The 26,173-nt window shown below is 45.5% G+C and carries 21 protein-coding genes and 1 CRISPR repeat array; of the genes, 16 read left to right on the plus strand and 5 right to left on the minus strand.

Going from position 1 to position 26,173, the window contains the following annotated elements:
* Positions 1–53: 53 nt before the first annotated feature.
* A complete protein-coding gene (locus EAL2_RS11035) occupies positions 54–1,361 on the minus strand; it encodes an IS110 family RNA-guided transposase (protein WP_025434457.1) in 1,308 nt (435 codons plus the stop codon).
* 351 nt (positions 1,362–1,712) lie between these two features.
* Here EAL2_RS11035 and cas7c point away from each other — a divergent pair, with 351 nt between their 5' ends.
* The 6 genes from cas7c (at position 1,713) to EAL2_RS15555 (ending at position 9,807) form a co-directional block, all read left to right on the plus strand.
* The gene (gene cas7c / locus EAL2_RS11040) at positions 1,713–2,687 is read left to right on the plus strand and encodes a type I-C CRISPR-associated protein Cas7/Csd2 (protein ID WP_084481226.1); all 975 of its coding nucleotides are present in this window, start codon (positions 1,713–1,715) and stop codon (positions 2,685–2,687) included.
* 139 nt (positions 2,688–2,826) lie between these two features.
* A CRISPR array of direct repeats spans positions 2,827–7,412; the repeat unit is 32 nt; unit sequence GTCGCACCCCGTGCGGGTGCGTGAATTGAAAC.
* Between the two features lie 7 nt (positions 7,413–7,419).
* Complete coding sequence (locus tag EAL2_RS15650) at positions 7,420–7,557, plus strand: hypothetical protein (RefSeq protein ID WP_207641152.1); 138 nt, start codon at positions 7,420–7,422, stop codon at positions 7,555–7,557.
* A gap of 2 nt (positions 7,558–7,559) precedes the next feature.
* Positions 7,560–7,697 (plus strand): hypothetical protein, encoded by a 138-nt coding sequence (locus tag EAL2_RS15550; protein WP_158408930.1) that lies wholly within the window; start codon positions 7,560–7,562, stop codon positions 7,695–7,697.
* Between the two features lie 133 nt (positions 7,698–7,830).
* Complete coding sequence (locus EAL2_RS11045; protein ID WP_025436447.1) at positions 7,831–8,664, plus strand: SH3 domain-containing protein; 834 nt, start codon at positions 7,831–7,833, stop codon at positions 8,662–8,664.
* A 179-nt stretch (positions 8,665–8,843) separates the two neighbouring features.
* Entirely contained in the window at positions 8,844–9,581 is a 738-nt protein-coding gene (locus EAL2_RS11050) for a DUF3784 domain-containing protein (protein ID WP_025436448.1), read from the plus strand.
* 67 nt (positions 9,582–9,648) lie between these two features.
* Positions 9,649–9,807 (plus strand): hypothetical protein, encoded by a 159-nt coding sequence (locus EAL2_RS15555; protein WP_158408931.1) that lies wholly within the window; start codon positions 9,649–9,651, stop codon positions 9,805–9,807.
* 438 nt (positions 9,808–10,245) lie between these two features.
* Here the strand turns inward: EAL2_RS15555 and EAL2_RS11055 are convergent, their stop codons facing one another.
* On the minus strand, positions 10,246–11,277 hold the full coding sequence (locus tag EAL2_RS11055; RefSeq protein ID WP_242842525.1) for a copper amine oxidase N-terminal domain-containing protein: 1,032 nt from the start codon (positions 11,275–11,277) through the stop codon (positions 10,246–10,248).
* 432 nt (positions 11,278–11,709) lie between these two features.
* Here EAL2_RS11055 and EAL2_RS11060 point away from each other — a divergent pair, with 432 nt between their 5' ends.
* From EAL2_RS11060 to EAL2_RS11070, 3 genes are all read left to right on the plus strand, one after another.
* Positions 11,710–12,768 carry a mechanosensitive ion channel family protein gene (locus EAL2_RS11060; protein WP_025436450.1) on the plus strand — a complete coding sequence of 353 codons (1,059 nt, stop codon included), beginning with the start codon at positions 11,710–11,712 and terminating at the stop codon, positions 12,766–12,768.
* 298 nt (positions 12,769–13,066) lie between these two features.
* Positions 13,067–15,808, plus strand: coding sequence for a UPF0182 family membrane protein (locus EAL2_RS11065; protein WP_025436451.1), 2,742 nt, complete (start codon positions 13,067–13,069; stop codon positions 15,806–15,808).
* Between the two features lie 76 nt (positions 15,809–15,884).
* Entirely contained in the window at positions 15,885–16,259 is a 375-nt protein-coding gene (locus tag EAL2_RS11070) for a nuclear transport factor 2 family protein (RefSeq protein WP_025436452.1), read from the plus strand.
* Positions 16,260–16,389: 130 nt separating this feature from the next.
* On the opposite strand, the gene EAL2_RS11075 is transcribed toward EAL2_RS11070, so the two are convergent.
* Positions 16,390–16,815, minus strand: a complete 426-nt coding sequence (locus tag EAL2_RS11075; RefSeq protein ID WP_158408932.1) for an SRPBCC family protein — start codon at positions 16,813–16,815, stop codon at positions 16,390–16,392.
* A gap of 281 nt (positions 16,816–17,096) precedes the next feature.
* On the opposite strand from EAL2_RS11075, the gene EAL2_RS11080 reads away from it, so the two are divergent.
* The 7 genes from EAL2_RS11080 (at position 17,097) to EAL2_RS11110 (ending at position 22,322) form a co-directional block, all read left to right on the plus strand.
* Complete coding sequence (locus EAL2_RS11080; RefSeq protein ID WP_025436454.1) at positions 17,097–18,110, plus strand: O-acetyl-ADP-ribose deacetylase; 1,014 nt, start codon at positions 17,097–17,099, stop codon at positions 18,108–18,110.
* Positions 18,111–18,220: 110 nt separating this feature from the next.
* Complete coding sequence (locus tag EAL2_RS11085; protein WP_025436455.1) at positions 18,221–18,874, plus strand: vWA domain-containing protein; 654 nt, start codon at positions 18,221–18,223, stop codon at positions 18,872–18,874.
* 102 nt (positions 18,875–18,976) lie between these two features.
* The gene (locus tag EAL2_RS11090; protein ID WP_025436456.1) at positions 18,977–19,615 is read left to right on the plus strand and encodes an MBL fold metallo-hydrolase; all 639 of its coding nucleotides are present in this window, start codon (positions 18,977–18,979) and stop codon (positions 19,613–19,615) included.
* A 37-nt stretch (positions 19,616–19,652) separates the two neighbouring features.
* Positions 19,653–20,069 carry an acyl-CoA thioesterase gene (locus tag EAL2_RS11095; RefSeq protein ID WP_025436457.1) on the plus strand — a complete coding sequence of 139 codons (417 nt, stop codon included), beginning with the start codon at positions 19,653–19,655 and terminating at the stop codon, positions 20,067–20,069.
* 227 nt (positions 20,070–20,296) lie between these two features.
* Positions 20,297–20,968, plus strand: a complete 672-nt coding sequence (locus EAL2_RS11100) for a dihydrofolate reductase family protein (RefSeq protein WP_025436458.1) — start codon at positions 20,297–20,299, stop codon at positions 20,966–20,968.
* A gap of 78 nt (positions 20,969–21,046) precedes the next feature.
* On the plus strand, positions 21,047–21,958 hold the full coding sequence (locus EAL2_RS11105) for an HD-GYP domain-containing protein (RefSeq protein ID WP_025436459.1): 912 nt from the start codon (positions 21,047–21,049) through the stop codon (positions 21,956–21,958).
* A gap of 25 nt (positions 21,959–21,983) precedes the next feature.
* Entirely contained in the window at positions 21,984–22,322 is a 339-nt protein-coding gene (locus EAL2_RS11110; RefSeq protein WP_025436460.1) for a hypothetical protein, read from the plus strand.
* A 259-nt stretch (positions 22,323–22,581) separates the two neighbouring features.
* Here the strand turns inward: EAL2_RS11110 and EAL2_RS11115 are convergent, their stop codons facing one another.
* The gene (locus tag EAL2_RS11115) at positions 22,582–23,799 is read right to left on the minus strand and encodes an IS256 family transposase (protein WP_025434602.1); all 1,218 of its coding nucleotides are present in this window, start codon (positions 23,797–23,799) and stop codon (positions 22,582–22,584) included.
* A gap of 151 nt (positions 23,800–23,950) precedes the next feature.
* Positions 23,951–26,134 carry an EAL domain-containing protein gene (locus tag EAL2_RS14900; RefSeq protein WP_158408933.1) on the minus strand — a complete coding sequence of 728 codons (2,184 nt, stop codon included), beginning with the start codon at positions 26,132–26,134 and terminating at the stop codon, positions 23,951–23,953.
* Between the last annotated feature and the right edge of the window lie 39 nt (positions 26,135–26,173).

Raw genomic sequence — 26,173 nt, forward strand, 5'->3', positions numbered from 1 at the left:
AGCCATTGAAAAATCCGAACAATGACCTTGGAGAAGCTACATTTTAGCAATTTTTAAGCAACATGTTTTGGTGCAGTTTGAAGCTTGTTGTTTCTCCATGCTTGGTGCTCCTGCGGGCTTCTAAATTCAAACGGTTTTAAGTCACGAAGAACCGCAAAAATGTAGTGGAGCAACTTATGCATAACGGCTATAAGGGCCACCTTTTTCTTCTTGCTGACACATTTTTTCAAATAGTAGTCGCGAAGAATCGGATTTATGGAATCGCCGTTTCTGGTGGTTCTTATTGAGGACAGAGCCATTGTGAAGAGAACTCTTCTGCCAATGCGGGTGCCTCGTTTAGAAATCCTGTTGCGGTCGCCAGTGAACTTGCCCGACTGATTGACTGATGGATCTATGCCAAAGAAAGCTGTAAAGGCCTTTGGAGACTTGAATAGGCTGAAATCGTTGATTTCCGCGATCAGAGTGACCGCACTGATAAAGCCTACGCCAGGCATTTGATCCAAAAGCTCGATGTGCTTTCGAGCGGTGTCAGGAAAGTCGCTTGAGTCGATGATAGTGTGCAACTGTGATTCTATAGCATTAAGACACTTTTTAAAGCTGTCGATTCCATCAAGATGGAATCTTATTTTGGAGTCAAGCAGAGCGAATTCATTTGGCATACTCAAAGAAAGCTGTGCTGTTTCAAGAAGTTGCAGAGCTTTTTTGGCTGACCACTTCTCGCCTTTTCTGCCGCTTTTGGAAATGAGCTCAAGCAACTGCTGAGGGTCTGCATTTAGAACATCCTTAGGCGAAGGATAAGCGCTTAAAACAGCCAACGCGGTCTTTCCAAAAGGATTGGAAAACACATCAAGAAAGCCCGGGAACAGCAAGTAAAGATCCGTGCAGAGCCTGTTTTTCATCTCAGTGAGCATGTCACAGCGGGAGTAATATTCCCTCACCATCATGCGAAGTGCGAGAATTTGAGGCTCGGGCATCATGGAAAACTTTACATCCTGGTATTTTGCAAGCCTTGCGATAGCCTCGGCATCTTTATTATCATTTTTCACTTTTCTAATGTCGAAATTCTTGGTAGAATGGACACATAAAGGGTTTAGGACAAAACCTTTGAGGTCATTCGATCTCAGAAAGAAGAAGAGTGGTAAATGAAAGATACCCGTAGATTCTACGAAGTAGATGGGCTTTCGTTTTAACCGCTCTTCTTCTTTTTTGAGAATCTCGAGCAGCTTGTTAAATCCAGCAGGATTATGGTCAATCCTGAAAGGCTTGCGGATGAGCTCTCCGGAAGGTGCTATCATTGCAACTACAGAAAACTCTGATGAAACATCAATTCCGACAACAAAATCGTTTAAAAATTGGGACAAAGTAACACAACCTTTCTGCTTAGAATGAATCAGAGTATCCACTTTGTTTGAGGACGCCAAACAACCTTGCATTTGAAACGGGTAACACCAGAAGGTGGCCCAACCAGCTAAACATCGAATCGTCCTTGTGGAGTGACACGCTAATTTACGGATAAGACCTCATGATGTGAGGGATCCAGGAGGAACGCACATCTATCTCTCTGACAAGTGAGATTATAGCACGAAGTTTAGTGATTTTCATTCAAGAGTGTCGCTGGTTCATCTGAACAATAAATGTTAAGTTATCAAGGAACATTCGGACGGGTTTTTGAACCCTAACCCTATATTTATCTTACAAGGAGGAAAAAAAACATGACTAAGAAAAAAGCAGAGGCTGTAGAGAACATAGAGGCAATAGAGGCTGAAGCAGTGGTGACTCCAGAGGAGGAGGCAACTATAAGGGAAGCTATAAAGAACAGATACGATATATTTTTGCTTTTCGACGTCGAATACGGAAATCCAAACGGCGACCCGGACGCTGGCAACATGCCAAGGCTCGACCCCGAAACGAACAAAGGGCTTGTCACCGACGGTTGCGTCAAGAGAAAGATAAGAAACTACGTCGAGCTTATAAAGGGCGGAGCGGCAGCCTACGCCGTATATGTGACAGAAGGTGCAGTGCTCAACGAGCAGAACAATATCGCATACGTCAAGACCAAGAAGACTACTTCGGGCAAGAAGCAGAAAGTTGAAATAGACGAGCTCAGCAAGGCGATGTGCGACCACTTCTACGATATAAGGACCTTCGGAGCCATGATGAATACCAATGTGAACTGCGGCCAGGTAAGAGGTCCTGTGCAGATGGGCTTTGCGCAAAGCATAGACCCAATATCCCCAGTGAATGTTGCGATAACCAGAGTTTGCCCCACTAAAAAAGAAGCGGCAGATGAAGGCAAGAAGACAGAGATGGGCAGCAAGTGGGTTGTGCCTTACGGGCTCTACGGCGTGAAGATAAGCGTATCGGCAAGCCTTGCCGACAGGACCGGCTTTAACGAAGAAGATCTTGAGCTACTATTCGACGCGCTAGCTAACATGTTCGAATTCGACAAGTCAGCGGCAAGACCGCAGATGGCAACGAGAAAAGTCATAGCCTTCAAACACAGCAGCAGGCTTGGGAACGCTCCAGCGCACAAACTTTTCGATTTGATAGATGTAAAAAGAAAAGACGGGGTAGAATACCCAAGAAGCTTTAGCGACTACGAGGTGACGATTGATAAAGATGCTAAGCCGAATGGAGTGGAGATAATAGACATGCTAGATTGCGAACCGGAAGCTGACACGGAATAAGCGTAGATTCGCACTTGTTGCGCCGCAATAGCTGTAAGCGCCATAATCGCCTAAACGAAAGCTAAAAACGTATTTAAAAATCGGATTCGCAAAAATCCGTGCGGCAGGCGTTGGAATAGCTTTGCTCCAAATACCTGCCGTCGCACCCCGTGCGGGTGCGTGAATTGAAACACCAACACATACAGTACGCCTAACGGCAAGTATGGAGTCGCACCCCGTGCGGGTGCGTGAATTGAAACAAATGTACAATACGCTATGTCCATCAGTATCATCTGTCGCACCCCGTGCGGGTGCGTGAATTGAAACGCTATGACAATGCCGACAGCGAAAAATTCCAGCGGTCGCACCCCGTGCGGGTGCGTGAATTGAAACACCCGCGAGGAAGTTATTACCATGCTGTATAGGGGTCGCACCCCGTGCGGGTGCGTGAATTGAAACTTTCAAAGCACGCTGGCAAACTATGAGACAGTAGTCGCACCCCGTGCGGGTGCGTGAATTGAAACATTTACGAGCTGGATAACCCGGCAGACGAATGGGACGTCGCACCCCGTGCGGGTGCGTGAATTGAAACTATCTGACTGAGCGGGCAAAAGCGAACGGCATCAAGTCGCACCCCGTGCGGGTGCGTGAATTGAAACCTATGAGTATTCCCAGCGCCGCAACTATGGCTGTGTCGCACCCCGTGCGGGTGCGTGAATTGAAACAAGCCTTTGCAACCACTGTTATCCAAGGTAATCAGTCGCACCCCGTGCGGGTGCGTGAATTGAAACACTAAAGTTTGTAGAGGAATTGCAAAACGGCAACAGTCGCACCCCGTGCGGGTGCGTGAATTGAAACTCAATAGCTACCCCTGATGATATCACAGACTCGAGTCGCACCCCGTGCGGGTGCGTGAATTGAAACCCTGCATTACCGCATCATATTCACGCTGATTATTAGTCGCACCCCGTGCGGGTGCGTGAATTGAAACTATGTGTACGAGCCGAAGAAAAGGACTCGATAAGTGGTCGCACCCCGTGCGGGTGCGTGAATTGAAACAAAATAGCTGACGTGATAACAGGCGGAAGCGACACTAGTCGCACCCCGTGCGGGTGCGTGAATTGAAACTAGCTGCCCCTTTGGGACGTGCAATGGCTCGGGCGTCGCACCCCGTGCGGGTGCGTGAATTGAAACTACGTTTACTATGAGGAAGAGATAAACGGCAAGGTCGCACCCCGTGCGGGTGCGTGAATTGAAACCTAGAGAGCTTGGGCCTTTATTATGCAGGTGTGTCGCACCCCGTGCGGGTGCGTGAATTGAAACAAGACGGTAACGAAGATAGCGCTGCCTGCGGAAAGTCGCACCCCGTGCGGGTGCGTGAATTGAAACACAATCGTATAGACAACCACTCACCACCCTGTTAAGTCGCACCCCGTGCGGGTGCGTGAATTGAAACCCGTAAAAGTGGTTGTGAGTTCTGTGCCGTATCCCAGTCGCACCCCGTGCGGGTGCGTGAATTGAAACATTTTCGCCAGCCTCCTCTAAATACTCTTCGGCGTCGCACCCCGTGCGGGTGCGTGAATTGAAACTTCTGAATGATGCGTAATAATAGTCCCCGGCCATCGAGTCGCACCCCGTGCGGGTGCGTGAATTGAAACTCATTGCAAAGGGCGGAAAGGATATTCTACCAAGTCGCACCCCGTGCGGGTGCGTGAATTGAAACTGTCATATCAATGTGCATATGAACAGGGAGTACGTCGCACCCCGTGCGGGTGCGTGAATTGAAACTTTAATACCAATGAGGCTATTATTCAAAGCAAGAGTCGCACCCCGTGCGGGTGCGTGAATTGAAACATTAACGAACTGTACCAGGTGGTAATAGGCAGGGGTCGCACCCCGTGCGGGTGCGTGAATTGAAACATAACCTCATGATCCATGTAGGCGCACAGGTGGGTCGCACCCCGTGCGGGTGCGTGAATTGAAACCTACTATTTGGAGCGTGTTATTGCAAAGTTCGTCGTCGCACCCCGTGCGGGTGCGTGAATTGAAACATGGGATGCCAATACGGTAGCCAAGAAGAACGACAGTCGCACCCCGTGCGGGTGCGTGAATTGAAACCAGTTACAGTAACCTTTCCAGCAGCAACCTTTAGGTCGCACCCCGTGCGGGTGCGTGAATTGAAACATGGGATGCCAATACGGTAGCCAAGAAGAACGACAGTCGCACCCCGTGCGGGTGCGTGAATTGAAACCAGTTACAGTAACCTTTCCAGCAGCAACCTTTAGGTCGCACCCCGTGCGGGTGCGTGAATTGAAACTCTAAAGCGGCTCCTGCTGACATAACAATAGATGTCGCACCCCGTGCGGGTGCGTGAATTGAAACTCTAGTAAGTTGATATCATTAAGCATGTCTGTAGTCGCACCCCGTGCGGGTGCGTGAATTGAAACCTATTATTTCGTTTGTGTCGTTTTCCAGGCATAAGGTCGCACCCCGTGCGGGTGCGTGAATTGAAACTTTTTTTGTATGAGTATTTTTTCGTGATTTTCAAGTCGCACCCCGTGCGGGTGCGTGAATTGAAACTTCAGGGTTGTTGGCTTTGATGTCACGCTTGAGTCGCACCCCGTGCGGGTGCGTGAATTGAAACTTTGTTATGTCAGTCCATACATAAGTAAGAAAGAGTCGCACCCCGTGCGGGTGCGTGAATTGAAACGTTCCAGATGTAACTTCAGGAGGAGTAGGCAGAAGTCGCACCCCGTGCGGGTGCGTGAATTGAAACCCACTTGTATCCGGCATAATCAAAACCGCATGGAGTCGCACCCCGTGCGGGTGCGTGAATTGAAACTTGATGTTCATACCCTTGCCCATGAGGCCACGGGTCGCACCCCGTGCGGGTGCGTGAATTGAAACAAAATATGGTTGGCTTCGGGGACTATGTATTTGGTCGCACCCCGTGCGGGTGCGTGAATTGAAACGAATATCATTCCGGATACATTAATAATATAAAGAGTCGCACCCCGTGCGGGTGCGTGAATTGAAACGCCGGCGTTGGCCTCATTGTCAAAGCCTCTATGTGGTCGCACCCCGTGCGGGTGCGTGAATTGAAACTTGAGTGCCTTATCCAAGCCGGAACTGTCGCCCGTCGCACCCCGTGCGGGTGCGTGAATTGAAACAAGAACGTAAAAGCGGTAAGGGTAGAAATCCTAAGTCGCACCCCGTGCGGGTGCGTGAATTGAAACGTCAAGTCTGCGTTTAATAAGTGCGGTGTTGAAGTCGCACCCCGTGCGGGTGCGTGAATTGAAACGTCAAGTCTGCGTTTAATAAGTGCGGTGTTGAAGTCGCACCCCGTGCGGGTGCGTGAATTGAAACAACAATCCATCGGTCATAGGTGTAGGCGAGGCGGGGGTCGCACCCCGTGCGGGTGCGTGAATTGAAACTCGCCATACACCCACATACACACTCCCTTTACAGTCGCACCCCGTGCGGGTGCGTGAATTGAAACCCAATAAGCTTGTAAGTCTTTTTATCTCTTTCGTCGCACCCCGTGCGGGTGCGTGAATTGAAACCGCCGCTTGCCGAGATCCCGGCAGGCTCGCTCGACGTCGCACCCCGTGCGGGTGCGTGAATTGAAACAATGATGGCAGCGGAAACTATACGGAACAGAAACGTCGCACCCCGTGCAGGTGCGTGAATTGAAACCCATGCAGAGCGTTCCTGTCTATGACCTCGTAATGTCGCACCCCGTGCGGGTGCGTGAATTGAAACAAGATGGCCACTACCGATGCAATCTCGGTGGCCTGGTCGCACCCCGTGCGGGTGCGTGAATTGAAACTAACATGCCTGTCTCGGCCATTCTTTGGAATGAGTCGCACCCCGTGCGGGTGCGTGAATTGAAACGAGTTTCCTATGTTGTCGTTGGTATAATATCTTTGTCGCACCCCGTGCGGGTGCGTGAATTGAAACAAAACATAGAAAATATATACATGGTTTCCAGCTAGTCGCACCCCGTGCGGGTGCGTGAATTGAAACGTCAACTCGTGGGGCTTTGGCGGTGACGACAGTCCGTCGCACCCCGTGCGGGTGCGTGAATTGAAACTATAATGCTTTGAGTATTGCCCTGATATTGTGTGTCGCACCCCGTGCGGGTGCGTGAATTGAAACCATATCCTCGCCACAACAATCACACTTAATTTGTCGCACCCCGTGCGGGTGCGTGAATTGAAACACCACTCACTCACCAAAGATGGAGAAGTAAAAGACGTCGCACCCCGTGCGGGTGCGTGAATTGAAACCAATACACAATTTATTTCTTGTTGGATTTGTCGTCGCACCCCGTGCGGGTGCGTGAATTGAAACACGATAGAAAGTGCGGACGGCTCAAGGATTTACGTCGCACCCCGTGCGGGTGCGTGAATTGAAACTATACGGCACCGGGCGTTATAAAGACCTACAGAAAGTCGCACCCCGTGCGGGTGCGTGAATTGAAACGTTTGTCGTCAATTCCTGTTGTACCCTGCTGTTGGTCGCACCCCGTGCGGGTGCGTGAATTGAAACAGAATGATGTAGGAAACAAGTATAGTCCAATGGGTCGCACCCCGTGCGGGTGCGTGAATTGAAACCATTGTTCGACTATGTATTCGTTCATTTCTTCCGTCGCACCCCGTGCGGGTGCGTGAATTGAAACATATATGACTCTGCCGTTTTTCGCTATGTCCTTGTCGCACCCCGTGCGGGTGCGTGGATTGAAACTTAAGAAATGGGAAGGGACAGGATCGAAAAAATAATCCCTGAAGATATAAATCATGTAGCTTTAATAGAATCAGTAACTGATGAAGCCTTTTGTTCATCGGTTATTGAAGAGGCTTTTCGACGAGGAAAAGAGCCGGTGAGATGATCATGCGCGGAACACTTGAAGAAAGCGATTATATTGAAGGGTATAGGAAAGATGCTGTCTTTCTAAAGAACAGCTACAGTGATATTGTTCATGAAGCCCCACCTGTCGAGAAGGCAGATCTATTTATTTTGAAGACTTGAAAATACAATTCCACGGGTGTAACATAGTACTCAAGATGTGCAATTATTATATATCATAGGACTATATAATTAGAAAAGGGTGCGGAATAATTTTTGCTTAAGCTGTTCGAAAATAATTTCAGGGGGGAGTCAGATGGATAAAAAGAAAATCGCTATAATTGCTGTTGTATCTTTTGTTGTATTGATTGTCGGGGTATTCGGATTTGGAGTAATACAGCGAATGAAGACCGTAGAACAGGCTAATGCCCTTGTCTCAATGGAGAAATATAAGGATGGAATAGCCATGTACGAGAAGTTGCTTTCTAAAAATTATGACAAGGCCGTAGCAGACAGAAGGGACAGGGCTATAGAATTGATGGAATCGAAGGCAAACTATGAGAAAGCCTTGGAATTCTGCGAAAAGGAAGATTACAAGAAAGCTATTGCATGTTTTTTGAAAGTGTCAAAAAATGATAAAAAAAGATATTCGGAAACATCGGAGCAGATGAACGCCATTGAAGAACAGATAATAGCCCAGATAAAAGACGAGTTCGAATATGGGGATGACGTGTATGCGATGGATATGCTCAACGACTATCTCAAAGCTGTGCCAAATAGCACCGCGGCAAAAAATCTTAAGGACGACTTGAGATTTGCAAAGGAAGAAGAGAAAGCCAAGCAGGAGCAGGAGTTTGCTGAGGCGGAAAGACAGGCTGCCGAGGAAGAAAAAGCATCAGAAGCATCGTATACTGCATATAACGTATCGGGTACATATCAGACTATCATAGCAAAGAATGCAAATTTGAGAGTGGCGCCAAAACTGGATGCTGCTGTCATTACGACTGTCCCACAGGGGTCGGAATGCTATGTATATGAGACTAAGATTGAAACAGCAGAGAGAATATGGTGCCAGGTTGAGTATATGGACGATTACGGTGAATATTATGTGGGTTGGGTGTCTTACAACACCATGAATTATAAATATTAATAATACACAAGTTTGGCAATAGCTAAACCAGTCACCAAGTTCACAAGTTGTTCTAGGATCAGTCTTTCGGGGCTGATTTTTTTGCCAGGAGAATGTCTCGTCGCCCATATTGGGTATCATAATACCATATGATTCTACGTGATTTAGGCTCATGAACATATAGGATTTGGAGGTTTGGAATGTGGATTTATTTTGTAATAGCGATATTCTTTATAATGACGGGCATAGCCATACGCGTTTTCAAATGGTATTTTCTTATCTCGGGCTACAACACCATGTCAAATGAAAAAAAGGACAGGGTGGATATTGAAGGCTTGGCTAGATTCATGGGGACATACCTATATGCCAACGGCATTGCTTTTTTGGCGGCGGGAATTCTCCAGGCTATGGGAATTGAAGCAGGCGTGACGGCGGCGTGGGCGTTTTTTGGCGCTTCAACGATTTATCTTTTGATTAGGGCTCAAAAATTCGATGGCAACATATACGACAAAAACGGCAAGTTGCGCAAGGGCGCCTGGAAGCAGCTGGCTATAGTAGTTGGAATTGTGGCAGCAATTCTTATTGGAGTCGCCGTTTTGATGTTTTACTCTTCTCAGCCTACGAAGGTTTCATGTTTGGAAGAGGGCCTTCAGATACATGGCATGTACGGGGAGACGTATGAGTGGGAGACTATTCAGGAGGCCAGGCTGATGGAGACCCTGCCAAGAATAGAGTGGAGAAGCAACGGATCTCAAATCGGACCTCATCTGAAAGGCAATTTCAGAGCTGCAGAGCTTGGCGCAGTAAAGCTGTTTGTCAACGCAAATAAGCCACCTTTTGTATATCTGCGCACTGATAACAAAATCGTAATATTCAATCTCGCAGATGAGAAGGAGACGGAGTATGTTTATTCGAAAATTCAAAGCAGGATTGAATAAGAATAGTCGCAACTACATTTTGAAATATCGATTTTGTGAATAAGCCCGTAATATATGATTTAAAGAAATGATGGCTACGGCCCAGCTGGAAGGTTCATCAGGCTACAGGTATTTAGAAGCGTATATCTGTGTGCTGTTGATATACAGGGGAATGACATCAGTACTTGGATTTGCTCAAAAGCATATAGAAAATAAACTTGCTAAGTCGGTAGGTGAGATCCTTTGATAGAATTAAAAAGCATACATAAGGGTTTTGGAGTTTTAGATGTAAAAAAAGAAATAAATCGGATATCCTAATATTGGGAATGGCCCACCAATTATATTGAATATATGTAAAATGATTTGTATAATATATTTTACAATGCTATAATGACTGAGCCAAAACTATGTACAGAGAGGAGGCTTATCGTGATGAAAAAACTTGTTTTATTTATGCTTCTGGCAATATTAGCTGTACCTTCTTCATCTCTAGTTATAGACGTTACATCAGCTGGACTTGTTATTGATGTTACATCTGCCGGAATAAGATAGTTACATAGTCACAGTTTAATACAATGCAGTTTATCAAATATATTGGCCAACAAATTTATTAAGGATGAAAATGTAAAAAGCCATGTCATTAACATAAAGACATGGCTTTTTTTGATGGTATTCCACTGTATTGTTACTCTCGCCACTCGTAATAATACTTGAATCCGTAGCCGTTGAGATACACTATGATGGCTCGTTTGTCGCCAGGCTTGCCTTGGCTGGATTTTTGCATCTGCAGGGTTCCATCATAGTTTTGTACATAATTTTGTCCTGCTGAATTTATAAAATCAATAGTACCTGCCGTTTTGCCCCCCGGGTTCAGGGTGTGCGGCCCGAAGTAAATATTGAGGCCATTGATTCCCCAGGTAGATTCCACTACTCGATTGACTGTGATGGTTGGGCGATCATTGCCGCTGAAATATGTAGGAGGATCAACCCATTTCGTGTGAGCGTGGCCCGATGCGGCAATAGTGCCGTTTGACAGTTTTCGTGCCTCAACGTTGATGAAGTCGTTTTTATTACCTTTGCCCTCATGGTAGTCGGTATATGTATCTCCGTTTGCAAACCTTCCGACTTTGCCACCGGTTTCAATTGTGTCAGATGGGCTCTTATAGTACTCCCAGCTAGTGAAGTACCAGCCCGGCGTAGTAGCAGGCGTTTGTGGACTTGTACTTGCACCTGACCTGCTTATCAATATGGTTTTGGTATTTCCGTCCCAGTCGATTCCAAGTCCAAGAAGATACGAAATGGCCCTCACAGGGAGATACGTTGTTCCATTATAGGAAATTGGAAGAACAGGGGTGCCGTCATCGCCGACAGGAACAGCAGCTCTGCCGTTTAGGCTGAATTTCAGGTTGCTGTTGAGAACCGCCCCGGAAATCGGAAACAGCTTGTGGGTTTTTGTGACAGCTGCGGCTGTGGGAGCTGGTTTGTTTGTTGTGCTGGCAATCATAACTGTGTTGGTGCTTCCATTCCAGTCAATCCCAAGACGGAGGAGATAGCCAACGGCGCGCACGGGTAGATATGTTGTGCCGTTGTAGGAGATAGGCAAAACAGGAGAGCCGTCATCGCCCACAGGCACAACAGCTTTGCCGTCCAGCTTGAAGTTGAGCTGGTCATTGAGCACTGTTCCAGAGATTGGAGACAGCGCAGCAGATGCAGACATAACTGTTACCAGAAAAAAGGCGGTAACCAGGGAAAAAATTACGCTGAGCTTTTTCTTCATTGAAAACACTTCCTTTCTTATTTTGATTTGCTATCCTAAATTGGATTGTAAGTTAACTATACTATAGCTTATTCAGGCAAGTCAACGTAAGAGTGGCAGCAAGACTTATCAAAAGTCTCGAAGGCTTTTAATATTTTTAAATGCCCATTATTTTATTTTTTGTAACAACAGTATATTATATAGGGAAATGCTATCCTAGAGCGGCATACAGCATAAGCTTGGCTTGGAGAAGGAGTATGCGATGATTATTATAAATAAAATTGATGTTGTGTTATAATGAAGATTAACTTTAATAGACGTATAGAGTTGTGCTTTGATTGACTCTCTTGATGTCACAAATATCGATTGTTAGAAAAAGCTTCGGAGGTACAAATGGAGAATTTATTAAATGTAACATACTTTAACAATTCAATATTCAATTACATTATGTTCATAGTTTCTTTGGCTGCAGGTATTGCAATTATTAAGTTTGTTGAATATGTTTTGGTAAGGCGTTTCAAAATGTGGAGTGAAAAAAAGCAACTCCCAATAGATGATCAACTGATTTTGTCATCTAGCAAAAAAATCATTCCATTTTTATATTTGGTAGTTTTTTGTTTTAGCATAAGGAACTTAACCCTTATCAGCATACTTGAAAGCGCTATAAAAATGCTTAATGTGGCTGCTTCAATTGCAATCGGAGCAATGATCGTTTCGTCCTTTTCGCTTTATTTCATTGACAAATACATGGAAAACAGAATGCACGTGGCTAATAGCAAAACCATAATGAACTGGATAAACAGAATAATAGAGGTTGTTATCTGGACTATCGCTTTGATTCTATTTTTGGACAACATTGGAATCAAAATAACGTCGCTTATTACTGGCCTTGGAATCGGAGGTGTGGCGATAGCATTTGCGGCACAGTCCATTCTTGTAGATCTTTTTTGCTGCTTTACTATTTTTTTTGACAAGCCCTTTGAAATTGACGATTTCATTGTCGTTGGAGAACAATCGGGAACAGTGGAATATATTGGTATGAAGACCACTCGTTTGCGCTCGCTAAACGGCGAACAGCTTATACTATCTAATCATGATCTGACGAATTCTCGAATTAGCAATTATAAGACAATGGAAGAAAGAAGAGTGCTGTTCAGGATAGGAGTAACTTACGATACACCAGTAGATAAATTAAAAGAAATTCCCAAACTGATTGAAAATATAATAGAAGATGTCCAAGATGTAAAGTTCGGGCGTGCTCACTTTTGCGTATACAGTGCTTATAGCCTTGACTACGAGATAGTTTACTATGTTTTAAATAGCGACTATAACGTGTATATGGATATAAATCAGGAGATTAATTTCCGAATAAAAGATGAATTTGACAGGCAGGGTATTGAATTTGCGTTTCCAACGCAAACACTGCAGCTATATAATCAATCTGGATCTTAGGCCAGATACAAAAGCCCTTGGAATTGATATGCTCCCCTTATGGTAGACAGTTAAAATAATAAAACTGTTTATTATAAGGAGGAGCATATTTTTTGTGGGAAGAAATGGTAAAATTTCGGCAGAAGCCTAAACGTAAAAAATAACCGTATCTAGTAATGTTCATGTATGCATAGGGTATCAATTAACATATATGCAATTCAAATTGTTTGGCTAATCCATGTACGATTAGCTAAACAATTATAAATTATTCTCTTATGGGGATTCGTATTGAGTAATACGTTGAATTGGGGGTGTAGAAATGGGCAAAAAAAGATTTGACTTAAGGATGCTTCCGGGATTGCTGATTACTGTTTTAATCATACTGGCGATTGGATTAAGAGCTATAGTGAATTTCATCACCGATTTTCAGTGGTTTGGCAAGAATGAATTCTTGAGCACATTTCTCACGAGGGTAGTGACCGAATTGGGAATACTCATTCCGCTTTGGATTTTGGCAGGCCTAGGCCTGCATGCTTATATCAAGAAGCTAAAGCAAAAGTACTATGTTCAGGCGCATATCGAATATGACAAACAGGCTGACAGAGGGATAGAACTGGGCGCGGCCATATTTTCAGGTGTTTTTTCAGGTGTCATGGCATGGGTTATAGCAGACTCAATCTGGCTGAAGCTGAGGATGTTTTTAAATGCCACTAGATTTGACGGTGCAGATCCTATATTCGGCAAGAATATAGACTTTTATATGTTTAAACTGCCTCTTTATCAGCAGCTGCTGAGCATAGGCATCTTTGTGACGATACTGGTCATTGGCATAACAGTGGGATTTTTATTTGTCATGCTTACCCTTCGTGCGCCTTCAGAGGGCAGCATATACTATATAAATGAATCTAAAAGGCGAAACAACTTGATATCAATAGCTACTGCGCGGAAAAAGGAACTATTTAACTCGGCTTTGAGAAAAATCGCATTTCTTGGTATGGCAGTTTTCCTGATGGTCAGTGCCAAGTATTTTCTGCAAATCTATGAATTAATGTACTCAACCAGCGGGGTGGCATATGGGGCCAGCTACACGGACATCCATGTAACATTAATAGCCTATAGAGTTGTTGCTGTTATTTCGCTTGTATCAGCATTTACTGTCGCCTATGGACTGTTGAAAGGGCAATTCAAGCTGGCAGCGTCAGGCCCGGTTTTAATGATAGGTGTCAGCATTATTTTCGGCATAGTAGGGTATGTGGTTCAGCAGTTGATTGTTGAACCCGATGAAATAGAAAAGGAAAAGGAGTATCTAGTCTACAACATTGAGCATACTCAGAAGGCGTTTGCCCTGGATGATGTCAAAGTCAGCGAGTTTCCAGTGGAACAGAGCATTGTCAGGCAGGATTTGGCCAACAATTCGGCTACAATAGGGAATATTCGAATCAACGATGCCCGCCCTCTGAAGGAAACCTACAATCAGATTCAGGGCATAAGGCTATACTATTCATTCAATGACATCGACCTTGACAGATACAAAATTAACGGCGAATACAAGCAGGTATTCATATCTCCCAGGGAAATGGACCAGAACAAGCTGCCGGACCAGGCCAAGACATGGATCAATATGCACCTTAAGTATACCCATGGCTACGGCATTGTCATGTCGCCGGTCAACGCCGTTACGGAAGAGGGGCAGCCGCAGCTGATATTCAAGAATGTACCTCCGGTAACGTCTACCGCTCTGGTTATAAAGCGTCCTGAATTGTATTTTGGCGAATTGACAAACGACTACATCATTGTAAATACAGATGAGTCTGAATTCGATTATCCGTCCGGTTCGGATAACGTGACTACAAGATATGAAGGAAAAGCCGGCATAGAGCTGGGGGGCATCAACAAGCTGCTGTACGCCTATCGTGAAAGGAGCATGAAGCTGCTGGTTTCAACCGTGGTCAACAGCGACAGCCGAATAATATTTTATCGAAACATTATGGAAAGAGTGAACAGAATCGCGCCCTTCCTTGAATACGATCAGAATCCGTATCTTGTGCTAAATCAGGCGGACGGAAAACTGTACTGGATTATAGATGCATATACAACCAGCCAATACTATCCATACTCCCAGCCTTTTGAGCTTAACCAAAAGCAAATAAACTACATTAGAAATTCCGTGAAAGTAGTCATAGACGCCTATGAAGGGACTACAAAATTTTATATTTTTGACGAGAATGATCCGGTGGTTCAGACCTACAGCAAGATTTTCACTGATCTTTTCACGTCCAAGAGTAAACTGACGCCCGGGCTGCTAGAGCACATAAGGTATCCGCAAGATTACTTCGACATTCAATCAGAGGTATACAGAAGTTACCACGTAGATAATCCGGTTGTATTCTATAACGGGGAGGATATATGGGATAAAGCCAATGAAAAATATATGGAGAGTGTTCAGAGGATTGAATCAAACTATGTCATGTTCAAACTGGCGGATTCGGAAATTCAGGAATTTGCACTGATGTTGCCGTATACGCCAAGGGAAAAGCCCAACATGACATCACTCCTAGTGGCCCGAAGCGACGGGGAAAACTATGGCAAGCTGTACATGTACAAATTCCCTAAGGACAAGACCATTCAAGGCCCGTTGATGATTGAATCCCGCATCGACCAGGACTCAGTCATTTCTCCGCAGTTTACGCTTTGGGGGCAGAAAGGTTCCACGGTGCTTCGCGGCAATGTGATTGTCGTGCCAATTGAAAAATCGTTGATTTACGTTGAGCCTATATACATCAAGGCAGACAATCCTAACAGCCTTCCTGAAATGAAGCGTGTGATTGTAGCCTATGAGAATAAAATAGTTATGGAAGAGACACTGGACAAGGCGCTATCGCGCATATTCGGCGAAGAGGAAATTACGGAGCCATCCGAAACGATTCCTGTTGAAGAGGGAATGGAACCCGAAGTTAAAAGTTTGCTCGATGAAATCAACAGACTCTTCAAAGAAAATAAAGATAATATGGACGAGATTGAAAGGCTCATAGACCAGCTCAACCAGATGCTGGAGGGCTAATATTGTATTCCGCAAAACTAACCGGGTTCGGGTGCCAGACACGAACAAAGGAATTTATATATATGGGGGTAATAATATGTCTAAGCAAGTAACTATTGAAAAATTGAAGGGCTTCCTGGATGCATTCAACCGTCATGACTTGGATTCCGTCATGAGCTATTTCGCAGATGATTGCGTCTTATATACGCCACGAGGAGCCAGACCACGGGGTGATCGATATGTCGGGAAGGAAGAGGTTAGAGTAGGGCTAGCTAAGCGATTTGAGGGGATACCGGATGTGCATTATGGAGAGGATGAGCACTGGATCTGCGGCGATTTAGGAGTATCCGAGTGGACTCTCACCGGCACAACAAAATTAGGGCAGCAGATCGAGGTACGGGGGGTTGATCTGCTCGAGTTCGCAGAAGGAAAGATCATCCGCAAGGATTCTTTCTGGAAGATACTTGAGTGATTTCAAATTAACCCCCAGCAGTTTAGCTTACAGCTAAGTATTGCTGGGGGTTAAGGTTAATTATAGAATACATACCAATAAAATGATATAAAGGTTTTCTTTGCGCATGCGATTGTTCTAAATAAGAAGCTTAGCTCTTATGGCCATAATGGAATTCAACGAAATCCCTCAAATTCTCCAGAGCATTTGCAAGCAGATTTTCTCGGGTTTTTAAAAACAAGTATTCGTTGTTGATGGGATTGTCGTCGACAACCGCAGGGACGCTCAGCTCAATCTCGAAGGTAACCTCAGTTCCATTTCCTTTTGGAACAAATGTGCTTGTTTGTATTGTATCTACAGTTCCTTTAAAGACCCCTTTTCTTATAGCGATTTCAGGAGTGAAATTATCTTCGATAACTTCAAGCTTTATTGGGAAAATGTGTCCCATCAATGAAAATTTGGACTCGTATACTGTGCCTAAGCCACCGTCCCCTACAAGGTTTTCGGGATCGGCAAGCCCGGCATACCAACAGCCCCAATACTTGACATTCTTAGAGAAGTGATAAGCCTTTTCCATAGGTGCATTAATAAATATGCTTTTCTTAATTACAGGCACTTTATTCACCCCTTTCCTATTGTCACAAATCTGGCTTCTTTGTTAGTATACCCTTGGTTTACATATACAATCATTTTCAAAAAATGCTCTTTAGCTGTCCGTCGTGGCATAGAAGTGCTCGCGCAGGCTAGGGGGTGATCTTTTCTTAATTGACTAAGGCTTCGGAGTACTGAACGACTAAGTGTTGACTCATGCTGTTTGGGTATTTAATATTTGACAACAAAGGAAAAGGAGAGTTGATAATGCCACTGGAAATAATCCGAAACGACATCACCAAGGTCCATGCCGACGCGATTGTAAATGCGGCAAATTCATCATTGCTTGGCGGCGGCGGAGTGGATGGCGCAATACACCGCACGGCGGGACCGGAGCTGCTTGCAGAGTGCCGGACCCTTGGAGGCTGCAAAACTGGAGAGGCTAAAATAACTAAGGCCTACAGGCTTCCAGCCAGGTACGTAATACACACCGTAGGACCGATCTGGCACGGCGGGAATAGCAATGAGGAAAAGCTGCTGGCCGACTGCTACAGGAATTCCCTTGCTTTTGCGAAGGAATATAGCCTCGAGAGCATCGCATTCCCGCTCATATCAGCGGGGGCCTTTGGCTACCCCAAGGACGAGGCGCTTAAGGTGGCGATATCGGTCATTGGAGATTTTCTGATGAATAACGATATGACGGTTTATATTGTAGTCTATGACAAGGCGGCATTCGTGCTGTCAGAGAAGCTGTTTTCGTCCATAAAGCAGTATATAGATGACAGGTATGTAGAGGAGCATCCATCAGGGCGCAACAATAGACTTGACGAGGCAAGCCTGCTTAGAGAGAGCTATCTTGAAGAGGCCCATTTGCCGATGATGGAGGCGCCTGCCCCGGTGAAAAAACGCAAAAGAAGCCTCGACGATGTGGTGGGTCAATTGGACGAAACCTTCTCGCAGATGCTGCTGCGCATGATAGACGAGCGGGGGATGAGCGATTCGCAGGCCTACAAAAGAGCCAACATAGACAGGAAGCTGTTTTCAAAAATCAGGAACGATATATACTACAGCCCGAGCAAGGCCACTGCAGTTGCATTTGCCATAGCCCTCGGGCTGAATCTGGATGAAACCAGGGATCTGCTGCTCAAGGCTGGCTATGCTCTTTCGAGCAGCAGCAAGTTCGACATAATAGTTCAGTATTTCATCGAGGAGGGTAATTACAACATTTTTGAAATAAACGAGGCGCTGTTCGCCTTCGACCAGAAGCTTCTGGGGATGTAGCTTTTTGACTCATTCAAATTTGTCGCCTGGAAAGCGACCTTTATTAACGGAGTAAATGATATCCTAAAATCACAAAGAAGATATTATTAAAGTGATTGGAGGGATATATCATGAAAAAGGATCTTACTGAACTTGTATTCATTCTTGACAGGAGCGGCTCTATGGACGGGATGGAAAGCGACACCATAGGCGGCTACAACGCAATGCTTGAAAAGCAGAGGAAGGAACCCGGAGAGGCCATAATAAGTACGGTACTCTTTGACGACAGGTATGAGCTGCTTCATGACCGCATCAACATTAGAGGCATAGAGCCTATAACTGACAAGGAATATTTTGTTCGTGGAAGCACAGCGCTGCTGGACGCTATAGGAAGAACCATAAACAAGATTGTGAACATACAAAGGCACACTGCAGAGGAAGAACGGGCGGAGCATGTGATGTTCGTTATAGTCACGGACGGCATGGAAAACGCCAGCAGGGAGTACGGCTATGAAAAAGTGCGCCAGATGATAGAGCATGAGAAAAGCAAATACGGCTGGGAGTTTATATTTATTGGCGCAAACATTGATGCCGCTGAAACTGCCGAACGGTTTGGCATAAACAGAGAAATGGCGGCAGACTATAATGCGGACAGCGTAGGAACAAGACTCAACTATGATGTAATCAGCGATGCGGTGAGCAATCTGCGGGCCAACCGCGCCATACCGAAAAACTGGAAAGAGCGTATCGATGAGGACTATAAAAAGCGTGGTGGCAAGAATTAGGCATACTAAAAGCAGTGAAGTAACGAAGAATTTGATATATAATAGAAAAAGAGCCTCGGCTCTTTTTCTTTTTAAAAATTTTGACTGATTAGAGAGGTAGCCATGAAAATAAAAAGATTTGTAGTTGGAATGCTCGAGACCAACGCATACATAGTATACGACGAGATGAGCCACGAGGCACTCGTGATTGACCCAGGCTGTGAGTTGAGGAAGATGACCGATTTTATCGACAGAAATTTTCTGAAGTTAAAAGGTATTGTGCTGACGCACTGCCACTACGACCACATAGGCGCCGTAAGCGGCTTAAAGAAGAAGTACGAGGCGCCTGTATACGCCCACAAGAAGGAGGTTAAGGGACTTGCAGATCCGCAGATAAACCACTCAGCCTACAGCAACGGAAAGCCTGTTTCAATTTCAGTAGACTTGGCGCTGTCTGACGGGGACACGATCGCGGTAGAAGGCTTTGCCTTGCAGGTTATACACACTCCAGGCCATACTCAAGGAGGAATATGCCTCAAGGTCGTTGATCAGGACATTATATTCACAGGCGATACGATATTTAGCGACGATATAGGCAGGATGGACCTCGAGGGGGGAAGCGAGGATTCTATGAAAAAGAGCCTTTTGAACAAGGCGTCCAAGTGGCCCGATTCGACTGTGATAAATCCCGGGCACGGGGACTCTTCGACCATGGGAGACGTAAGGAAGAGGAACGCTGAATACATCTACATGGTAAAATAATCGCAGATGAAGCTATATCAGAAGGAGAGAAAAGATAATGTTCACAGACAGCATAGAAATGTCGGTGCGCTACGCCGAGACTGATGTGATGGGGGTGGCCCACCACTCGGTTTACTACGTGTGGTTCGAGGTTGGAAGGACGGAGCTAATAAAAAAATGCGGCATGAGCTATTCCCAGATGGAGAAAGAGGGCATAATGTTGCCGCTGACTGAGAGCAGCTGCAGCTACATAAGAGGTCTCGTTTACGAGGAGGAATTCACGCTGATAACCAGGCTTGAAGAGCTCACAGGAGCCAAGGCCGTGTTCAGCTACGTCATAATAAAGAAAGAAAGCGGAGACATAGCAGCAAGGGGCAGGACTGTGCATCCCTTCGTCGACAGTAAGTTCAGGGTTGTCAACATAAGGAAGAAGGCGCCTCGCATATGGGAGCTGCTCAGCTCAATTGCAAAGTAAGAAGCGTTACGCCGGCAGGCAAATGCCGGCTCTTACAATGGACATATTGATTCAGAAGGCCTTGTGATTCCAAGGGCCTTCTTTTTTTATAGGACTGCAAGCTTATTTTAACTGATACCGGACAATGTAAAGGTTTTGTAACAAAACAATGGGTAGATAACCCTTGAGAGTAGAAAAATCATAAAAAAACTACAGTCTTCACAAGCTGGAAGGAGCTGGATGTAATTATGAAACCCAGGGTTATTATGCACAACTCGGTGAGCATTGACGGCAGTGTGACGGGATTTGACATAGACATTGCGGCGCACTATGCCGTTGCGGGCTCATTCAGGCCTGACGCCCACCTAATAGGCTGGATAACGGCCAAGACAGGCATTGAAACTTACATGGGCGAAGCAGCAAAGGAGGAGGCAGAAGACCACAAGAAGCCTGCGAAGGCTTTTGAAAAGGGGCTGCCGTACTTTGTCATATCAGACAGCCTGGGCAAGCTGCACGGCCTTTTGCACGTTTTCAGGAAATTCGAGCATTGCCGCGACGTGATAGTTATGATATCAAGGACGACATCCGACAACTACATAGACTACCTTCACAGCAGGAACTACGACTACATCGTTGCAGGCGAAAAGCGGGTCGACTACGCGCAGGCTCTAGAGGAGCTCAACAGGCGCTTTGAGGTTGAAACTGTGCTGACAGACACAGGTCCGACGCTAAACGGAGCGCTGATAGAGCACGGCCTTGTTGACGAGATCAGCCTTGTGATTCAGCCTTATCTTGCAATGAAGGGGAATCCGAGGCTTTTCGAGGAACTGGATCTTAGGAGCAACGCCAAGCTGAGGCTCCAAAAGAGCGAGACTCTGGAGGGCTCTTTAGTACACTTGCACTATAGCATAGAAGTTTAGTTTTGCTGTAATATATAGGATATATCGAAAAATATGCAGCTGTATACATCCTATTGGTTACGAAACAGGAGGTACTGAGTGGAAGGATTCCATGTCAAGAAAAAAGGCGAATACGTGGAGCAGATAAAGCGCGATCTGACTGAGCTTAGCCTGCTTGCCCGGGCGGGCGGGACAGAGGTGATGCATCAGAAGATCGCCCCTGACAGGATAGTGAGCATATCTCCGGGAGAAGAGGGCACGTTTGAGTTTTTCTACATACTCAAGGGGTCACTGCTGTGGGAGAGCGAAGAAGGCGAACGCATCATAAATGAGGGCGACTTCATATACACGTATGGACTCAGGGAGATAGCCCATCTGAAAACGATTACCGAGGTGGAGCACATATGCGTGTGCACGCAGCCGTCATTCAAGCTCGAGGCCAGGAAAATAAGCGAGTTTATGGACATACTAAAGCGCGTCGAGGAGAAGGACGTCTACACCCACAATCACGGCAAGAGGGTCCAGGAGTACTCGGTTGCCATAGCCAAAAAGCTTGGCCTTCCAAAGGACAGGATGGAGGCTTTGCTTGATGCGGCCATTTTCCACGACATCGGCAAGATTTACATACCAGACGAGGTTCTAAACAAGCAGGGAAGGCTTACAGACGAGGAGATGGAGCAGATAAAGCAGCATCCGCTCTACGGAAAGCAGCTTGTGGAGGGGACTTTCCTCGAACACGTAGGAGTATTCATCATTCAGCACCATGAAAGGCTCGACGGCTCGGGGTACCCGTGCGGAGTAAAGGGCGATGACATAATGCTTGAAAGCAGGATAATAGCCGTGGCAGACACTTTTGACGCCATGACTACAGACAGGCCGTACAAGAAGGGGTTTTCGGGTACCCAGGCGATAGCCGAGCTTAAGGCCCTTGTTGGAAAACATTACGATGAGGATGTAGTGAGTGCACTTGAGAAGGTGCTCGAGGAGAATGAAGGCTTGGGCGGGCAATAATAACAAATTACAAGGGGGCTTTTTAATGAAGAGGTTTTTAAATGCTTTGCTTGCATTCGTAATTTTTGTATCCATGTCGACTCCTATGTCGTTTGCTCAGATGTCATCTAGTGATATTATCGACATGGTCTACGACGCCAACGACAGGATAGTTGACTGCGTTGACAGGGCTCAGGATGATGCTGAAGATGCAGACAAAGAAGCCTTAGCAATAATAATTGCAGAGCTTATAGCGGAAACAAACGGTATAGCACAAGAAACAGCTGAAAAGGCTGCAGAGGAAGGATATACGGTTGAGTTTGAATATACTACCTACGTAATAGGCGGTGTCGAAGTAGAAATTGATCCTATGACTGTTCACTAGAACAGCCGGAATACAGGGCTGGGGAATAAGTCAATATAGTTTGAAGTTTCAAGTGCTCTCACTTCATACATAAATCTTCTCAAAACTTGAGTCTGTCAATAATTATGTGTATGATTCCTTAAAAAAGATATATTGTTTTATTGGTTGGTTGCCTGGAAAGCTTTTAAATATGAGCCTTCCAGGCTTTTTATTACTTAAATTAAATATTTTTCCATTTGGTGAAAATAACTAGAGTGCCAACATTTAATGGTCTTTTTTTTTACAAATACGGGTTAATCCTGTCTTCAAAATATATGCTTAACTGGGCCAGAATCAGGTGCCAGTCTCGCAGTTTTGTACACCATTTCTGCGTGATATCAGCCGTTGCAAGGTACAGGCTCTTGAATAGAGAATCATCGCTTGGGAATATACTCTTGCTTTTGGTCACTTTTCTAAGCTGCCTGTTGTAGCTCTCCATGGAGTTTGTCGTGTAGATTATTTTTCTGATTTCATCAGGATACTTGAAATAAGCCGAAAGCTCATCCCAGTTGTTTCTCCATGATTTTAGGCTTATATAGTATTTTTCACCCCATTTTTCTTCGAGCTTTTCAAGCTCTATTAGGGCTGTTTGCTCGTTTATGGCCGAGTACACTTCCTTGAGCTCTTTTGCGAAGGCTTTTCTGTCCTTGTATGATACATAGCTTAGCGAGTTTCTTATCTGATGGACTATGCATCTTTGTATGTCCGTGTTTGGAAAAACCGCTCTTATCGCATCAGAGAAGCCGTTTAGCCCATCTATTGATGCTATAAGGATGTCTTTTACGCCCCTGTTTTTCAAGTCGTTTAGAACCTGCAGCCAGTACTTGGCTGTCTCGTTTTCCCCTATCCAAAGGCCAAGTACATCCTTTTTGCCCTCGATGTTGACTCCTATTACTGCGTATGCGGCCTTGCAGATAACCTTGCCATCCTGCCTGACTTTATAGTGTATCGCGTCCATAAATATAATCGGATAAATCGGCTCTAGCGGCCGATTTTGCCATTCTTGAGCAAGTGGAAGGATCTTATCTGTTATCTTTGATATTAGTGTGGGAGAAGCATCTATCCCGTATATCTTTTCTAGCTGAGCTGCTATGTCTCTTGTTGTCATGCCCTTTGCATACATTCCTATTACTTGGTCTTCTATTCCTGATACGCTTCTTTGATGATTTTTTACAACCACAGGCTCAAAATCACCGTCCCTATCTCTTGGCACCTCGATTTCAAACTCCCCAAGGTCTGATAGTATCTTCTTGCTTCTTTTGCCGTTTCGGCTATTAGTCGTTTCCTTGTTTTTATAGTCATATTTTGAATATCCAAGGTGCTCATCAAGTTCAGCCTCAAGCATCTCCTGGATTGTTTCTGAAAACATGTCCTTAAGAGCCTCATGGATGTCCTTTGCATCCTTGATTCCGTAATGCTTTATCATTTGTCTTATTTGATCTTTACTTAAAATCCCCATATAAAAAGTGCATACCTCCTTGAATGATAGTTTGATTATATCAATTCCAAGGAAGATACACACTTTATTTTACACACTCCAAAACTTAGTCAAAAAGCGAGTCCGCCGGATTATATCCGGCGGACTCGCTTTTTTATTTGGTTTTAATGGGTTATTCAAGCAGCTCCAGCAGGCTTTCGTATGGCACAGGCTTGCTGAAGATGAATCCCTGGTATTCGTCGCAGTTTTTAGATTTGAGGTAGTCCAGCTGTTCGGGCATTTCTATTCCTTCCGCTATTATTTTGAGTCCCAGGCTTTTGGCGAGCACGATTATGAATTCAACAATGCTTTCGTGCTTTGAGTCGTCAAACAGCCTGTCCATGAATATCTTATCGATTTTCAGGAAGTCTATTGGCAGGCTCATAAGGTAGTTGAGCGAGGAATAGCCTGTGCCGAAGTCGTCGAGCAGGAGCTTTATGCCGCGGCTGCGTATGAGCTCCATCGTCTTTATGGAATCCTCAAGGCTGTCTAGAATGGCGTTTTCGGTTATTTCAAGCTCAAGAAGCGATGGCTCCAGGCCTGAGCGTGCAATGGCATCGTCGAGAATCTTAATAAGGTTTGAATCCTCAAACTGCTTTGGCGACAGGTTGACTGAAACTGGCAGAGCATGGCCTATTTTGCATAGATTCTGGGCATGCATGCAGGCTTTTTGAAGCACAACTTCGCCTATGCTTGTTATAAGGCCGGACTCCTCGGCCAGTGGAATGAACATATCCGGACGCACGGGCATGCCATCTGCGTCACGCCATCTTATGAGTGCTTCAAGTCCTACTATTTTGCCTGTGGCAGGTTCTACGCGGGGCTGGTAGTTCACCTCAAATTCGTCAGAGAGCAGAGCCTCGCGCAGCCGCGTCTCCATGAGGAAGCTTTCGGCGGCCTGTCCTGCAAGGCTGTCTTCATAGAATGCGTAGCTGTTTCTCGCGCCCTCTTTTGCATGGTTGAGGGCCAGAGTAGCTTTCTTGATAAGCTCGTCCGGGTTGCCTGAATCCTTTGGGAAGCATGATATGCCCATGCAGCCCGAAACGAATACAGGCGTGCCCTCTACTGACAATGAATTTTTGAAAATGGACAGGGTCTCTTTAGCTAGCAGCTCGGCCTTCTTGCGGCAGGACGCTCCTTCCACTATGAATACGAATTCGTCCCCGCCCCACTTGTAGAGACTGTCGAACCTGTGAGAGAGCAGGCTAAGCCTTTGTGAGATGCTCTTAAGCAGGGCATCGCCGCTCTTGTAGCCGAGCGCATTGTTTATGCCCTTTAGATTGTCTATGTCGAAAAAAGCTATGCTGAATTCTCCGCTATGCTTGCAGAGCATCCTGATATCCGAGTATAATCCTTGCTTGTTCCTGAGCCCTGTCAGCTTGTCGTAATATGCAAGCTTTTTTAAAAGTTCCTTTTTCTGCTTTATCTCCTCGCAGTCATGCTGGAGCTTAATATTGAGTTCCATAACCTCGTTGCAGGAGCTTTCGAGCTTTGTCCTGGTTCTGGATACTTTTTTTCGGAGTATTGCTATAAACAGTCCTGCAAGCAGTGCGACTCCAAGCAGGGAGTATATGACTACTTTTGACCAGTAAGGCAGCTGTTTGCCTTTTTCTGGCATGAACCATGTGTTTGCAGACTTGTAGAAGGCAGAGTAGGGATTGCTTTTCATTTCGTAGAGTGTGCTGTCAAAGTTTTCTATGAAGTCTCTGCCGATGTTTTTTGAAAATCCGAATTTCATCTGCACGGGAGAAAATATTACGGGCGTCTCTCTGAAGCTGGCTATGTTTTTCAACTTGTAGTGGCTTATGGCCAGCTTGTTGAGGACTCCCGCATCCGCGGAGCCGTCTGAGAGCATCTCAAGTATTTCATCATAGGTGTCCACTTGGATTATATGGGCGGAAACGCTGAAGAGCTTAAGCTGCTTTCTGAAATTCTCGCCGTATATGTCATTCTTTACCAAGGCTATCTTTTTGTCTTCAAGGTCGAATATCGTGCCTATATTTCCAAGCGGCCTTGATATTACTATTCCCCAGTTTTCCATGAGGAACTCGTTTGTGAAGTTCATGAAGGCGTCCCGGCTGCTTGTCTGGCTTACATCGACCAGCATGTCCAGCTCGCCGTTTTTCAGTTTTTCCATGTTGCGGGGAAAGCTGTCGTGGACGTACTCGATGTCGAAATTCTGTTGCTGCGCCACTTCCTCGAGCACGTCTATTGCAAAGCCCTGAGGCCTTCCGTCATCGCCCATGAAAGCGAAGGGCTTGTCCTCGTATATGCCTACCCTGAGATTTGAGGCATAGCAGATGTTGCTTGAAAGCATAGAAAAAGCTATTAAAATACATGTGATAAATCGCATATT

Origin of the sequence: Peptoclostridium acidaminophilum DSM 3953, from assembly GCF_000597865.1 — a bacterium.
GTDB lineage: Bacteria > Bacillota > Clostridia > Peptostreptococcales > Peptostreptococcaceae > Peptoclostridium_A > Peptoclostridium_A acidaminophilum.